Genomic DNA, 14,068 nt, shown 5'->3' with positions numbered 1-14,068 from the left:
ATCGATTGAGTATTAAGGCCAACGGCTTGATGGCCGCTGACCTTGAATATCACCATTATAACTCCCCGGATTTACGCGGAGGGTTGCGACCAGAGAGGTTGTTTGTTGCGCTTTGCAGTGCATTCTCCCGTATGTCCACTCGAGCTTGGAATGGTGGGAATGGCAAGGTAATGCCTTGCTCTGCAAATGCTGCCAGTATGTTTTGATGGATTTCATGACGTGCAGGTAACCGATGCCCCATCTCAGCAGCATAAACACGCAATTCAAAGATTTGAATGCCTTGTTGTAAATCAACTAAATAAACCTCTGGGTTCGGGTTATCAAGTATCATCGTGGAACGCTCGGCCGCACTGAGTATGATAGAGGTCACTTGCTGGCTATCTGCATCGGCAGGAGCAGGGATCGTCATCACGATACGCGTGATCGTGTCAGATAAGGACCAGTTAATAAATTGCTCAGTAATAAAGGCCTTATTAGGCACAATAATCTCTTTTCTATCCCAATCTGTTAAGGTTGTGGCTCGAGTATTAATCTTTGTAATACTCCCTGTCAGATTACGGATCGTCACGGTATCGCCAATTCGAATTGGTTTTTCAAATAAGATCATCAACCCAGAAATAATATTGGCAAAAATCTCTTGTAAGCCGAAACCTAAACCAACCCCCATGGCGGCTATCAGCCATTGTAATTTTGACCAATCAATCCCGAGCATTGAGAAACCAACGATGGTACCAATGATGGTCAATGAGTATTTGGTTAATGTCGTGATGGCATACCCTGTACCAGGGGTTAAATCTAAGTGCTGCAATACTGCCAATTCAAGGAGTGCAGGTAAGTTACGCACCAACTGAGTCGTGACGATAATGATCAGTATGGCGATAAAGATAGACCCCATAGTGATCGGCTGAACAGTATCAACCCCATTAATTGTCGAGGTTACATCCCACAGACGAATATTTTCAAGGAACGAAAATGCAGTGTGGAGTTCAGACCAGAGCCAAATGAGAGAAACCAACGCTATCATCGTGAGGATTGAGCGGACTAACCCGACGGATTGCGCGCTGATTGCATCAAGGTCAATCACTTGCTCATCAATATCAATGTTCCCTTCGCCACTCGCATTGGGTTGGTGAATATCTTCTTCCCCTTTGGCCCTTTGCGCTAAAATTTCTGCACGACGTTGTTTGGCTCGTTCAAAGGCTAATTTACGGCGCTGTATTGACATCCAACGGCGGATAGCATGGTAGACAATCAATAATACAAACCATATCGCGACAGAGGTCTCTAAACGGCCAAGCAGGGCTTGAGACGTTGAGAAGTAGCCTAATAGTGAGAAGAATGCAGCGATAATCGGTGCAACCAGCAGCATCCACCACAGTGCTTTATTGATTAGGTTATCCCCTGAACCATGTCTATCAAGGTAGAGAGGCACATGGGTGCGGCGCAAATTGTTTGTCATTAAGCTCAATGCAAAGCACAGTAGCAAGAAGCAGAAGCGACCGATGGAGGCAGAAAATTCCCTATCACTGTAGTGCTCAAAAGTGATCAGCGCCATCATCAGAGGTACGATGACAAAAATCGCGAGCCGGTAATAACGCATCGCACGTTTTACCGCATCTTTATCCCACCCAAAGTGCGCAATAAATAGACCCGTTGGGCGTGAAAATGTTTCACTGATCATAAATAGCCATAGCACGGGAGTTGTGGCACTGACACCATAACCTATTGCCGCCGCCATCGGGTATTGCCAAGCACTTTGTAGGCCATAACCAATGGCAGACCACATCATTGGGAGTGGTAGCGCCACAATAATGGACCAAAAAATCGTGCGTATGGTGAGGTAAAAGTGGTCTTGAGTCACTTTACCAATGCGTAAGCTTGCTCTATCTAGAAAGTCTTGATAATGCTTACGCGTGCTAATACTAAAAATCACTAAAATGATCGAGCCAAACAGATATAGGAAGGTGTCTTGAGTTGTTAACATCACTTTAAAGGCACCAGTGAGCTGCGATAAGGTGTCTAAAGAGAGCAACTGAGTAATATCTGTTATCAATAAAACAGGATAGTGGAGTGTTACCGGTGGAGCATCGGCAACCCAAAACAGATAACGGTGTGACGCATCTTTAACATCTTTTAATGCGTCTGTTAGCTGGCTAGTGGCGACATTTAATTTTGTCAGCTCTAACATTTCGGTATCAAAGCCAGAAATGAGCGCGGTTAGCAGCTCTTTACGCGTCTTAATTAATGATGAGTAGACTTGCGCTTGTGCTGGGCTTAAATTATTTTCGGTCTCTTGTGTGGCGGTATCCAGTTTGGATAACCGGTCTAGCATATCTTCATAATTTAGGCGTTGTACCCGTAAATCTGCCATATCACGGTTAAGCTGCTGGCTTTTAGGAATTTCCGGTAAACGTGATAATTGGGTACGAAGTGCCTCACCTAACGTACTTGAACCATCAAGCCACTGCGCTTGCTCGCGGATAGTTGTCAATGCTTGGCGTGCATCTTGTATTCCCGAGGAGATTTCTGCTTGGCTCGTACTGATAGTGTTCATACGAACCGCTTGCTCAGTCAGTTCTTGGGATAGCTTGCGGTTAATATCAATTTGATCTTTAAGGAAAGGGGTCAACTCACCTTGTTCTGCAAGCATTTCGGTGTGTTCGAGTGCTAATACCGCTTTTTGCTGGCGCAACGTATTTTGCACTTCACGTAATTTTTGTAATTCAAGCTCCAGCCGGTTATAGCGCTTTTTATTCAGTTCTAAAGCGACGCGTGAAATTTCTTGGCGGTTATTCGCGGATAATTGCGCCATTTCAAGCTCATTAACCTCAGCTTTGCGAGCACTCACTTCGGCTTGAGCTAAGGTTGTTTGGGCTTCTGCTAATGGTGTAGTAGGAGAGCTTAGTGATTGTAAGCGAAATGACGCTTCAGAAAGGAGGCGGCGTGCTTCTGATAATTGTTTTGGTAATGCACTTAGCGATTCACTGATTTCTCGGCCTTTATCTTGCTCCTGCTGTGTCTTTCTTCCCTGATCGAGAAGCTGACTACTCACTTGAATGATTTGTTGTTCAAGCTCAGACAAGCTGATATTGGTTGGAATATTGGTTGGCTCATCGCTTTCATTGAGTAGTTCTTGTCTTAGCCCCTTGATAATTTTAGGGAAATTATCGATGGCGTCTTGATAAGACTTGGCTTTAGCTTCCGACTGATTGGCTTCACTGATCCAGTTAAGTGCGCCTTGAAATGCTTGCGCTATTTCCGCATCTTTAGGGTTTTTACTGGGGTCGAGCTGAGCAAGCTCTTGCTTAATCAGTGCTTCATTTGGCGTACTATTGGAAGCCCCTGCCGCAGAGAAGGCGATTAGCAGGCTGAAAAAAAAACCGATAATCAAACGCACAGTCAGGAGCTCCTTCAAGCAATTAACAATATAAGGTATTACTGGGTTTCAATTTGCTCAGCGGCGGTATCCACTGAGGTATCATTTGCCACGGTTTCCGCCAGTAGCTCTCCCATACGAGTCGCATAGCCGGGGATCAGTGAGGCATTAAAACGAATAGCGTTCGGTTCAAACAGGTTAATGACGGTTGAACCTAGCTTAAAGAGACCCATTTCTTCGCCTTTTTTCAAGAATACGGCACCTTCAGTCAGTTGATCTGGGTAGGTCCAGCGCTTAATAACCCCTTCACGCTGTTGGTTAACACAACCACCCCAGACAGTTTCAATGCTACCAACGATAGTGGCACCGACTAAGATTTGCACCATCAGACCCACATCGGTTTTAAACACACAAATTAGGCGCTCATTACGGGCAAAGAGGTTGGGAACATTGGCGGCGGTCAATGGGTTGACAGAGAATAAATCACCCGGTACATAAATCATCTCGGTTAATAACCCATCGCATGGCATATGTACACGATGATAATCGCTAGGGGATAAATAGGTTGTGATAAACTCACCGCCACGGAATTTATCAGCTAGCTGATAATTACCCGCGAGCAAGGCTTCGACCGTATAATGGTGACCTTTGGCTTGAAAGATTTGGTCATCTTGAATTGAACCTAATTGGCTCACCGCACCATCAGCCGGTTGCGCTAATTGGTGTTTTCCTGTCACTAATGGGCGCGCTTCTTCTTTTAGCGGCCGAATAAAGAAATCATTAAACGTTGCATAAGCGGTGAACTCGCTTTTTTGTGCTTCACTCATATCCACTTTATAGGCTTTTGCAAACAGCTTAATTGCCCATTGAGTGACAAAGCCTGCATTCTTATCGGCGAACCAGCCGGCAAGTCTTGTAAGACCCTGTTTTGGTAGCATATATTGCAAACGTATTTTAATCTTATCTAGCACGTTAACCTCAAATTCGTAAAGGCCAGTTAGCAAAAAGGCAGTCATTGTACCTTTGCTTTTTTAAATAGGCTATTTTGTTTCGATAGGCTTAAAAATCTTTACCATTGATGAATCACCTACCAAAATAAATGTAAGTACTCGCTCACTTGGTTAGTGAGTCGTTAAGTCAAAACTACTTATCTTTACCCGTAAAATTCCCACGAGGCTTAATCTGTTCCATGCTCTCCAAAATACGATGATAATTTTCAAACCGTGATTCGGCGATTTTCCCTTCTTCCGTAGCTTCACGCAGTAGACAACCGGGATCATCCAAATGCTTACAATCGCGGAACTTACAGCCACCTAAATAGTCTTTAAATTCGACAAAACCTTTTGTTACTTGTTCCGTAGAAAGGTGCCATAGGCCGAATTCACGTACTCCCGGGGAGTCAATGACATCGCCACCTAACGGAAAATGATATAACCGCGCTGTCGTTGTGGTGTGTTGGCCTAGCCCTGAAGTATCTGAAACGTCATTGACTAAAATGGTTTCTTCATTATGAGGCAAAAGAGCGTTCAGTAAACTGGACTTGCCAACGCCAGATTGACCTACAAACACTGATATTTTGCCGATCAGTGCGTTAGTAAGTGCTTCCATTCCTTCGTTGGTATGGCTAGAAACTTCCAGTACTTGGTAACCAATATCACTGTAAATAGTCATTAATTCGCTGACCCATTCACGGTTTTCTTGGTCTAATAGGTCAATTTTGTTTAGGACAATAATGGGTTGGATGCCTAAAGTTTCGCAAGCCACTAAATAGCGATCGATAATATTCAGAGATAACTCGGGTAAAATCGAGGAAACGACCACGATTTGGTCAATATTTGCAGCAATAGGCTTTAGCCCATCATAATAGTCAGGGCGTGTTAGGACGGAGTGGCGTTCGTGAACGGCTTCAACAATGCCATTAACTTTGATATCGGCTTGTGTATTCAACGCAGGGCGCCAAACTACGCGATCTCCTGTGACGAGAGATGAAATAGTTCGGCGTAAGTTACAACGCTGTAATGTGCCATCGCTTGCTTCGATGTCAGCATGTTGCCCAAATCGGCTGATCACTAGCCCTTCTTGCGCTTCTCCTAATAGGCTGTCATCAATCTCAGTGACTTTTTGTTTTTTAAGTCTTTTTTGATGATTTGCCTGTACTCGGCGCTGTTGGCCTTTTGACAGTTTCTGCTTAGCCACCTGACCTCTCTTGATATTGTTGGCTGAGTTTTCTTGTTTACTAACTTGAGTGGATCGCGTCGATACCTCAAACGCGTTATCATACACGAACTCCATTGGATCAAGTTAGGGTATATGATGCAAAAGAATGAGAATAATTTAATCTGGATCGATTTAGAAATGACGGGTCTCGATCCTGAGCGTGACCGTATTATCGAAATTGCCACTATCGTTACCGACAGTCAGCTTAATATTTTAGCACAAGGTCCTGTCATTGCGGTTCATCAAACACAAGCACAATTGGATTTGATGGATGAATGGAATGTGAATACCCATACAGCAAGTGGCTTGGTTGAACGCGTTAAAAGCAGTACTTTCAGTGAGCGTGAAGCTGAATTAGCGACGATTGAGTTTCTAGAGCAGTGGGTACCAAAAGGGGCATCACCAATCTGTGGGAATAGCGTTGGTCAAGACCGTCGTTTTCTATTCCGCTACATGCCTGAGTTAGAAAGCTATTTCCACTATCGTTACCTTGATGTTAGCACCCTAAAAGAGTTAGCTCGTCGCTGGAAACCTGAAATTCTCGCGGGCTTCACTAAAAAAGGCACACACCAAGCTTTAGATGATATTCGCGAGTCTATTGCAGAATTGGCTTATTACCGTGAGACCTTTATCAAATAATCAAAGCAGAAAACTGAAATTGGCGACCAAAAGGTGGCCAATTTTTTTAGCGGTTAATTTATCACAGCGCGTTAAAAGTATAAGTAACAGGCATTCGGGTTTTCATGGCATGGACGTCATTGGGCGATGCGTTTTTAGAAAAAAGTAAAAAATGTTAACTGATTGAAATCAGAAGTTTACTTGCAACGCTGATAAAATCATCACAATGCCCAATTTATCAGCAAACAAATAAAAAAGTGAAAAAATTGAGCCAAGGGGCTTGCCTGCCGTGCAATTTCTCGTATAATGCGCTCCCCGTACCGATGAAGATTTTCATGAGTACGGTAAAGCAAAAAGAAAGTATTTTGCGGGAATAGCTCAGTTGGTAGAGCACGACCTTGCCAAGGTCGGGGTCGCGAGTTCGAGTCTCGTTTCCCGCTCCAAACTCTCTTAATGTTTTAGCTAGAACACTATTTTCGGTATGCGGGAATAGCTCAGTTGGTAGAGCACGACCTTGCCAAGGTCGGGGTCGCGAGTTCGAGTCTCGTTTCCCGCTCCAATCTCTCTTAGTGTTTTAGTTGTAGTTACCTATCCAAATGCGGGAATAGCTCAGTTGGTAGAGCACGACCTTGCCAAGGTCGGGGTCGCGAGTTCGAGTCTCGTTTCCCGCTCCAAAATCCTTAGTCTCTTACCTCTTATTGTTAAAAATCCAACTGCTTTCATTAAGAAATGACACCTATTTGATGCACTAGGTGAATTGCGTTCGAATCGGTTTATTCATCAACAAATGCTTTTCTTTTAGTGATGATCGGCAGAGAGTGATGTTCATCACACTCTTTGGGATCTTTTTCAGATCTTGCGGTTTTTTCTGCTTGCATTCATTAACTTGTCGCCATAGAATAGCCACCCCCTGACCAATAGGGGCGATCAATAAGTATCCAAATTGTTATAATTTCAGTTGTAATAATAAACAAAAAAGCCGATTTTTGCAGTTTCAGTGACTTTTTTGTACCAACCTTGTGTTTTAAGCGCTTTAATTTTGCTGAGAGTAGTAAAAAAGAGGACTTATTTAATTTCCTATCATTAATAAGTTATCCACAACCTATCATCAATGCTGTGGTGCTTTTACGCGTCTGTAATACTTTAATGCACCGAGTTATCCACAGGATAGCATGATAGGTAATCGCACATATTCCAAAAAGCTATTGCTTCGTGGTGATAGATATCTTACTGAATTTAATAGTAAATATTTTTGTTTAAAATGTGGCTAACCTAGCTTGCAAATTCTTTACCTATTGTCAGCTAAGCAATTTTTTATTTTATTCACACGGAGTTGATTTTTATTCGTTTGCAGTATAGGGGTGTATTATTTTTAAGCATCCCTAGGTAAACCTTTAGATATGGCGCGTACAAGGCGTTTCTGCTGTGAAGTTTGAATAGTTACTTGGTTTTCTTCTCGGCGCTGTAATTGTTGTTGTATTGCCCATTGGATATGCTCATCCAACATCTCCCCCATGCCTAACCGTGAGTGCAATGCGTTGACAATCGTGTCCTGATAGGGGGCATTGCCTAACGCGACACTGATATTTCTGAGCCATTTTAAGTAACCAATGCGGCGAATTGCTGAACCTTCAGTCACTTTTAGGAAAGTCTCTTCATCCCAGCTAAATAGTTCAAGAAGTTCGGGCGTGTGTAATACGCGTCTTGGGCTAAAATCTTGTTCATCGGTTAATTGTGAAAAACGGTTCCAAGGGCAGATCAATTGGCAGTCATCACAGCCGTAGATCCGATTCCCCATCAGTGGGCGAAACTCTTCCGGGATCGGGCCATCAAGCTCAATGGTTAGATAAGAAATGCAGCGGCGAGCATCGACGACATAAGGTTCAACGATCGCGCCGGTAGGGCAAGTGGTCATACAGGCCACACAGCGACCACACTGCTCTTCAACAGGTTGATCGATAGGAAGAGGTAAATTAACTAAAAGTTCACCGAGAAAAAACCACGATCCAGCTTCACGATTAAGGATCAACGAATGCTTGCCTGTCCAGCCTAAGCCTGCCTTGACGGCGAGAGGGCGTTCTAAAATAGGGGCAGAGTCGACAAATGGGCGAAAATTGAGATCGTCAGAGCAGATATGTTCTCGGCAGTATGCCAAGATGCGATCACTGAGCATTTTCAAGCGCTTTTTTAATAGCTTATGGTAATCTCTACCTAGTGCATAGCGGCTAATATAACCTAATTCAGGGTTACTTAATGTGCTGGCAAAAGCTGCTTTTGCAGGCAGGTAGTTCATACGCACGCTGATCACGCGCAATGTGCCGGGATGTAATTCGTGAGGTCTTGCTCGCATCATCCCATGGCGTGCCATCCACGCCATCTCACCGTGGTATTGCTTATCGAGCCATGCCTGTAATTTTGGCTCTTCAAGGGAAAGGTCAGTGTCACAAATACCGACTTGCTGGAAGCCAACTTCACTCCCCCATTGTTTGATATTTTGTGCAAGAAGGTTGAGATCGAGATGTGTTGCCATTAGATTTTATATTGATGCTAAGCTGAGTGAAATTGCAGGGGCACTTTACCATGATCCCGTGATTTCACAAAATCATCACTGATGCCCTGTTGTGTGATGTAACAGGATTGGTCGCTTATCTGATATCCACTATCTAAATATTTCTGTAATGTTATTTAAGAAAAATGGATCGGCTTAGGTTAATATAGTCATTATATCTATATTGATCTATTTTTCCTTACTATAGCTGATTGAACTTTCCATGAAAGAACGTATTTTACAACTTGCCAACGAAGAGCAAACAGTGGCGCTAGGGCGCGCTGTCGCAAATGCCTGTCAACGAGGCGTCGTGATTAACTTGTATGGCGATTTGGGCGCTGGCAAAACGACATTTAGTCGCGGTTTCTTACAGGCACTCGGGCACCAAGGTCACGTAAAAAGCCCGACGTATACGCTTGTGGAGCCTTATGATCTTCCTGATGGGCAGGTTTTTCATTTTGATCTTTATCGTTTAGCTGATCCAGAAGAATTGGAATTTATGGGGATCCGAGACTATTTTTCCCCTGAGTCGATCTGTTTAGTGGAATGGCCTCAACAAGGCAAAGGTTTTCTGCCAGAAGCGGATCTTGAACTCCATTTGACTTATCAGGATGAAGGGCGTCAGGCTCACTTTATTGCTTTTTCTGCAAATGGGGAGTCGTTGTTAGAAGAATTACAAGCACTCTAAGGGATATATTGCTCATGACGAATGCATTGCCGAGAAAAATAACAAAAAGAAGTTTTTTCTCCTTCTTATTGCTGTTGATGATTGTTGCATTATGGTTAGTTGCACGACCTGTACAGGCGGCGACCTTATCGAACATACAGGTTGATAATAGCCCATCAAATGCACAGGTGACACTATCCTTCATGGATGGTAAGCCTGATTACAAATATTTTCCCCTGCATTCGCCAGAGCGGCTAGTTATTGATGTTAAGCAAAATGGCGAAATTATCGGCCTACCAATGAGAGTGCCTGCTGGTGATTTGGTTAAAGTGGTTCGTACCAGCCAGCCACCGGATAGCCGACACAAACGTATCGTATTGGAACTGTCAAAAGCGGCAAAAGTACAAACGTCGCTGAAACAAGTCGCTGGGCAGTATCAAGTGGTATTTACGCTTTCCTCGGGGCAAAGTCGTGCACCAACGTCTTTCAATAATACGACTCAACCGATGCAAGTGCCTAATAATGCGGTGCAAGATAAACCGTTAAAAATGAATTCGCAGGCACAGCGACCAGCTGTTGCACCTGCACCAGTTAAAACCAATAAAACAATGCCCAAGGGGGCAAAACAGGTCGTGATTGCTATTGATGCTGGGCATGGTGGCAAAGACCCCGGGGCGATTGGTAAAAACGGCTATCGAGAAAAAGATGTTACGTTAAGTGTTGCACGTAAACTGTATGCAAAACTTGAGGCTGACCCTATGTTCAAGCCAGCGATGACCCGAGATGGTGATTATTTTATTTCTGTCAGTGGGCGTTCAGATGTTGCACGTAAGAAAGGGGCTAACATGTTAGTTTCTATTCACGCTGACTCTGCACCAAATAGTAGTGCGCGAGGCGCTTCTGTTTGGGTATTGTCAAATCGACGTGCGAATAGTGAATTAGGTAACTGGTTGGAACAACGTGAGAAACAATCCGAGCTATTAGGTGGAGCAGGCGATGCATTAAGTGGTGCAGACCCTTACTTGAGCCAAGCGGTACTCGATTTACAATTCGGTCATTCACAGCGGGTTGGCTATGATGTGGCGGTACAAGTACTCCATCAATTAAGAAAAGTGGGTAATATTCATAAACGTAGCCCAGAGCATGCCAGCCTTGGGGTTTTGCGTTCGCCTGATATTCCTTCAATTCTGGTAGAAACAGGGTTTATTAGTAATAGCGCTGAAGAGCAGTTGCTTAAATCCAATGACTATCAAGAGAAGGTCGCCGAAGCTATCCACCAAGGTTTGCGGCAATACTTCCTTGCAAATCCGTTGCAAGCGGCACCTAATTAAGGGGGATGGTGATGGCAATACAGATCCTCTCTCCCCAACTTGCTAACCAAATCGCTGCCGGCGAGGTTGTCGAACGCCCTGCCTCAGTGGTTAAAGAGTTGGTTGAAAACAGTCTCGATGCAGGTGCAACACGCATCGACATCGATATTGAACGTGGAGGAGAGAAGCTGATCCGTATTCGCGATAATGGTAGTGGGATCAGCAAAGATGAACTGGTCTTAGCGTTAGCGCGCCATGCGACCAGCAAAATTGCCACGTTAGATGACCTAGAAGCCATCATGAGTATGGGGTTCCGTGGTGAAGCACTGGCGAGTATTAGCTCCGTCTCTCGTTTGACGCTCACATCAAAACCGGCTGAGCAATCAGAGGCGTGGCAAGCTTATGCGGAAGGGCGAGATATGGCGGTGACCGTCAAACCCGCCGCTCACCCAAATGGCACCACCGTAGAAGTGCTTGATCTATTCTACAATACGCCAGCGCGTCGCAAATTTATGCGTACCGAAAAAACCGAGTTTGGCCATATTGATGAGGTCGTCCGGCGTATCGCACTTTCTCGCCCTGATGTGACAATCAATTTGAACCATAATGGGAAGCTGGTGAAACAGTACCGCGCTGCAAAAGGGGAAGCTCAACAAGAGCGGCGGTTGGCAAACATCTGTGGCACAGGCTTTATGCAGGGGGCGCTAGCGATGTCTTGGGAGCATGGTGACCTTGGCATTAAAGGCTGGGTGGTTTCACCGTCTTCGACGCCAGTGAGTGATATTCAGTACTGTTATGTAAATGGTCGAATGATGCGCGATAGGTTAATTAACCATGCGATCCGCCAAGCGTATGAAGGGCATCTTGATGATAATCAACAGCCAGCCTATGTCCTTTATTTGACCATTGACCCCCAACAAGTGGATGTTAACGTCCATCCTGCTAAGCATGAAGTGCGTTTTCACCAAGCTCGGCTAGTGCATGATTTTATCTATCAAGGTGTGAGAACGGCCTTATTAAATGCGCATGAGCCAGATGAGTTGCCCGGTATTGAACCTGTTACCCATGAATTAACTAATCGTTCATCCGCGGGAGACAACTACTTTTCGTCATCATCCACGCTCAATGAAAACGATGAAAATGAGACGAGTCGCACGGCGCAACAGCAACATGACAGCACGGGCAGTAGTCGTTCGCATTCAGCCCCTTCCGTAGCGGCTACATCGCCGACATCAACAAATCATTTTAGTCGAGAAAAAAGCGCGTTTACGCCTTCTAATACGCATTATGACCGAAAAGCGGGGCAACTGTACCAAGCATTGATGTCTGTTCCTGTTGCTGAAGAAGATAAAAAGCCACTATTTCCTAGTCGGCAACCATTAGATGTTCCAGCAGTTTCTTCGCAATCAGTGGAAGAAAATACCAATAACTTCACATTTGGCAAAGTATTGACAATTTACGCAAAAAACTTTGCATTAATTGAGTCTTCATTAGGGCTAATCCTGTTATCCTTATCAGAAGCAAATTATTTACTGAAGTTGGCTCAGTTATCACCTGATGGCGAAGCGTTAAAACCTCAACCGTTGTTGATCCCGCTAAAATTATCACTTAATTCTGATGAAATTGCGGTTTTTCAGCGTAACAAGGAACAATTGACATTATTTGGTATTGAAGCCACGATATCTCATGGAAAAGTAACTATTCATGCGGTATCGTTACCGTTAAGAACGCAAAATTTATCTCAGCTTTTTTCGGGTTTACTGAATTTTTTGTCGACAAAAGAGCAGGCATCTCGTCAAGATATTGCTCAATGGCTTGCAAAAACAGTTTCACAAGAAAAAACACAAGAAAGCTGGAGCTTAGCACAAGCAGTTCAGTTACTCGCTGATGTTGAGCGGCTTTGTCCGCAGTATGTTAAAAAGCCGTCACCAACATTATTACAATTAATTAATTTACAATCCGTGGTAGCTACACTAACAAATGAGTGAACTTGTAACTCAGAAAAAACCGAATGCAATATTCCTGATGGGGCCAACGGCCTCAGGCAAGACAGCGTTAGCTATTGCTCTACGCCAACACTTGCCTGTTGAGATAATCAGTGTCGATTCGGCGTTGATCTACCGTGGTATGGACATCGGCACAGCGAAGCCAAATGCAGAGGAGCTTAGTCAAGCGCCTCATCGTCTGATCGATATACTCGATCCCTCTTTACCATACTCCGCTGCTGATTTCCGGCGAGACGCATTAAATGTAATGGAGGAAATAACTTCTCAAGGTAAAATTCCATTACTTGTGGGGGGCACAATGCTTTATTTTAAGGCATTACTAGAGGGGCTTTCGCCTTTGCCTTCTGCAGATCCCGCTACTCGTGCTGAGATTGAAAAAATTGCACAGCAGCAAGGGTGGGGTGAAATCCATCGTCGTTTAGCGGAGGTCGATCCGGTTGCGGCAGCGAGGATTCATCCTAATGATCCACAAAGATTATCCCGAGCTTTAGAGGTATATCTCATTTCAGGGCAAACTTTGACTGAAATGACACAAACAGCAGGTGAAGAATTACCTTATAATGTGTTTCAATTTGCTATTGCGCCCCAAGATCGTAAAATTTTACATCAGCGCATTGAACAACGTTTTCATCAGATGTTAGACGCCGGTTTTGAAGAGGAAGTTCGTGCTCTTTATGAACGGGGTGACCTCCATGTTGATTTACCCTCTATTCGTTGTGTGGGGTATCGGCAAATGTGGTCGTACCTAGAAGGCGAAACAGATTATGATGAAATGGTTTATCGGGGAATTTGTGCAACACGCCAATTGGCAAAACGTCAAATTACCTGGTTGAGAAGCTGGGAAAATGTTCATTGGTTAGATAGTGAACAACCACAGCAAGCGCTTAAGGCTGTTATGCAGGTTGTATGTGCATAGAGCTATGGTTTGTGTACAATTAGAACGCTAAGCGCAATTTTTGAGTAGTTAATTTTTGGAATCGAAAGGTTCTCATTTAAAAACAACAAAATAAGGAAAACATAGAATGGCTAAGGGGCAATCTTTGCAAGATCCGTTCCTGAACGCATTACGTCGTGAAAGGGTTCCGGTCTCAATTTATTTGGTTAACGGCATCAAATTGCAGGGTCAGATTGAATCTTTTGACCAGTTTGTCATTTTACTAAAAAACACGGTTAGTCAGATGGTTTATAAGCATGCTATCTCTACCGTTGTCCCTGCTCGCCCTGTTTCTCACCATAGTGGCAGTGCTACTGGCGGTGCGGGTAATGGTAACTACAACTCTGGTGCTTCAACTCAACAGGATGGCGAAGCTGCTGAGTAATACCAGT

Annotated in this window: 10 protein-coding genes and 3 tRNA genes; 9 read left to right on the top strand and 4 right to left on the bottom strand. The window is 44.2% G+C overall.

Annotation, left to right across the window (positions count from 1 at the left end):
• Positions 1–55: 55 nt before the first annotated feature.
• The 3 genes from mscM to rsgA all read right to left on the bottom strand — a co-directional run bounded on the left by mscM (position 56) and on the right by rsgA (position 5,572).
• Entirely contained in the window at positions 56–3,397 is a 3,342-nt protein-coding gene (gene mscM, locus I3B46_RS20210; RefSeq protein WP_040132544.1) for a miniconductance mechanosensitive channel MscM, read from the bottom strand.
• Between the two features lie 38 nt (positions 3,398–3,435).
• The gene (gene asd / locus I3B46_RS20205; RefSeq protein WP_004915608.1) at positions 3,436–4,392 is read right to left on the bottom strand and encodes an archaetidylserine decarboxylase; all 957 of its coding nucleotides are present in this window, start codon (positions 4,390–4,392) and stop codon (positions 3,436–3,438) included.
• A gap of 127 nt (positions 4,393–4,519) precedes the next feature.
• Positions 4,520–5,572: a small ribosomal subunit biogenesis GTPase RsgA gene (rsgA, locus tag I3B46_RS20200; protein ID WP_040133385.1), complete on the bottom strand. Its 1,053-nt coding sequence runs from the start codon at positions 5,570–5,572 to the stop codon at positions 4,520–4,522.
• Positions 5,573–5,689: 117 nt separating this feature from the next.
• Between rsgA and orn the strand changes: the two genes are divergently transcribed.
• The 4 genes from orn to I3B46_RS20180 all read left to right on the top strand — a co-directional run bounded on the left by orn (position 5,690) and on the right by I3B46_RS20180 (position 6,885).
• Entirely contained in the window at positions 5,690–6,232 is a 543-nt protein-coding gene (gene orn / locus I3B46_RS20195) for an oligoribonuclease (RefSeq protein ID WP_014657301.1), read from the top strand.
• 346 nt (positions 6,233–6,578) lie between these two features.
• Positions 6,579–6,654 (top strand) — tRNA-Gly (locus I3B46_RS20190).
• A gap of 40 nt (positions 6,655–6,694) precedes the next feature.
• Positions 6,695–6,770, top strand: a tRNA-Gly gene (locus tag I3B46_RS20185).
• Positions 6,771–6,809: 39 nt separating this feature from the next.
• A tRNA-Gly gene (locus I3B46_RS20180) sits at positions 6,810–6,885 on the top strand.
• Between the two features lie 698 nt (positions 6,886–7,583).
• Here the strand turns inward: I3B46_RS20180 and queG are convergent.
• A complete protein-coding gene (gene queG, locus I3B46_RS20175) occupies positions 7,584–8,741 on the bottom strand; it encodes a tRNA epoxyqueuosine(34) reductase QueG (RefSeq protein WP_104873166.1) in 1,158 nt (385 codons plus the stop codon).
• A 241-nt stretch (positions 8,742–8,982) separates the two neighbouring features.
• Here queG and tsaE point away from each other — a divergent pair, with 241 nt between their 5' ends.
• The 5 genes from tsaE to hfq all read left to right on the top strand — a co-directional run bounded on the left by tsaE (position 8,983) and on the right by hfq (position 14,061).
• Positions 8,983–9,447 carry a tRNA (adenosine(37)-N6)-threonylcarbamoyltransferase complex ATPase subunit type 1 TsaE gene (gene tsaE / locus I3B46_RS20170; protein WP_004915627.1) on the top strand — a complete coding sequence of 155 codons (465 nt, stop codon included), beginning with the start codon at positions 8,983–8,985 and terminating at the stop codon, positions 9,445–9,447.
• Between the two features lie 14 nt (positions 9,448–9,461).
• Positions 9,462–10,757, top strand: coding sequence for an N-acetylmuramoyl-L-alanine amidase AmiB (gene amiB / locus I3B46_RS20165; RefSeq protein ID WP_036942650.1), 1,296 nt, complete (start codon positions 9,462–9,464; stop codon positions 10,755–10,757).
• A gap of 11 nt (positions 10,758–10,768) precedes the next feature.
• Complete coding sequence (gene mutL, locus I3B46_RS20160) at positions 10,769–12,724, top strand: DNA mismatch repair endonuclease MutL (protein ID WP_042116057.1); 1,956 nt, start codon at positions 10,769–10,771, stop codon at positions 12,722–12,724.
• Positions 12,717–13,658: a tRNA (adenosine(37)-N6)-dimethylallyltransferase MiaA gene (miaA, locus tag I3B46_RS20155; protein ID WP_004915633.1), complete on the top strand. Its 942-nt coding sequence runs from the start codon at positions 12,717–12,719 to the stop codon at positions 13,656–13,658. Before mutL ends, miaA begins: the two co-directional genes overlap by 8 nt.
• A gap of 106 nt (positions 13,659–13,764) precedes the next feature.
• On the top strand, positions 13,765–14,061 hold the full coding sequence (hfq, locus tag I3B46_RS20150) for an RNA chaperone Hfq (protein WP_004915637.1): 297 nt from the start codon (positions 13,765–13,767) through the stop codon (positions 14,059–14,061).
• Positions 14,062–14,068 lie beyond the last annotated feature (7 nt).

It is taken from the genome of Providencia sp. 2.29 (assembly GCF_015832305.1).
Lineage (GTDB): Bacteria > Pseudomonadota > Gammaproteobacteria > Enterobacterales > Enterobacteriaceae > Providencia > Providencia stuartii.
The sequence above is the reverse complement of the archived record's forward strand: the minus strand, read 5'-3'. Positions and strand labels throughout refer to the sequence as shown.

What these genes read in the sequence shown, in the direction of transcription:
- asd (WP_004915608.1), bottom strand. Translation starts at nt 4,392, where the DNA reads ATGACTGCCTTTTTGCTAACTGGCCTTTACGAATTTGAGGTTAACGTG.
- orn (WP_014657301.1), top strand. Translation starts at nt 5,690, where the DNA reads ATGCAAAAGAATGAGAATAATTTAATCTGGATCGATTTAGAAATGACG.
- queG (WP_104873166.1), bottom strand. Translation starts at nt 8,741, where the DNA reads ATGGCAACACATCTCGATCTCAACCTTCTTGCACAAAATATCAAACAA.
- tsaE (WP_004915627.1), top strand. Translation starts at nt 8,983, where the DNA reads ATGAAAGAACGTATTTTACAACTTGCCAACGAAGAGCAAACAGTGGCG.
- amiB (WP_036942650.1), top strand. Translation starts at nt 9,462, where the DNA reads ATGACGAATGCATTGCCGAGAAAAATAACAAAAAGAAGTTTTTTCTCC.
- mutL (WP_042116057.1), top strand. Translation starts at nt 10,769, where the DNA reads ATGGCAATACAGATCCTCTCTCCCCAACTTGCTAACCAAATCGCTGCC.
- miaA (WP_004915633.1), top strand. Translation starts at nt 12,717, where the DNA reads ATGAGTGAACTTGTAACTCAGAAAAAACCGAATGCAATATTCCTGATG.
- hfq (WP_004915637.1), top strand. Translation starts at nt 13,765, where the DNA reads ATGGCTAAGGGGCAATCTTTGCAAGATCCGTTCCTGAACGCATTACGT.